Here is a 383-nt window from a genome sequence, read left to right as displayed (position 1 = left end):
CTCGAAGCCCAACTGCAGTTCGGCCTTCCAGTCGTAGGTTTCACCATTCATGAAGCGCGGTCGATAGGGCGTCGGGGCCGGCAACGCGAAGGAGCCCGGCAGCGCGGGGCCATAGCCGCGCCGCGAGCTGTTGTAGGTCGCCGAGGCCGCGCCGCCCGTCACGCCGTGCCAGGAGTGCGACAGGGCCAGGACCTCGTGGCCGCCCGTCGCGGTCTTCGCCATGCGGAGCGCGGCCTCGTTGGATTCGCCGCCTGTCGAGAGCAGCAGAACGCGGCCGAGATCGCCCGGCGCGATCTTGGCCAGCGCCTCGGCAAGGTCGATCACGGGCCGCGACAAAAGCTGGCTGTAGAGATGGACGAGTTCGCCTGCCTGCTCGCGGATCA

1 protein-coding gene is annotated in these 383 nt (G+C 69.2%); it reads right to left on the bottom strand.

Annotation, left to right across the window (positions count from 1 at the left end):
* On the bottom strand, positions 1 to 383 hold a 383-nt coding region (locus ACZ3HH_RS29440; RefSeq protein WP_465810036.1), incomplete at both ends, for an aminotransferase class III-fold pyridoxal phosphate-dependent enzyme.

The sequence above is a fragment of the Pseudomonas sp. PME37.24/025 genome (assembly GCF_055556615.1).
The sequence above is the reverse complement of the archived record's forward strand: the minus strand, read 5'-3'. Positions and strand labels throughout refer to the sequence as shown.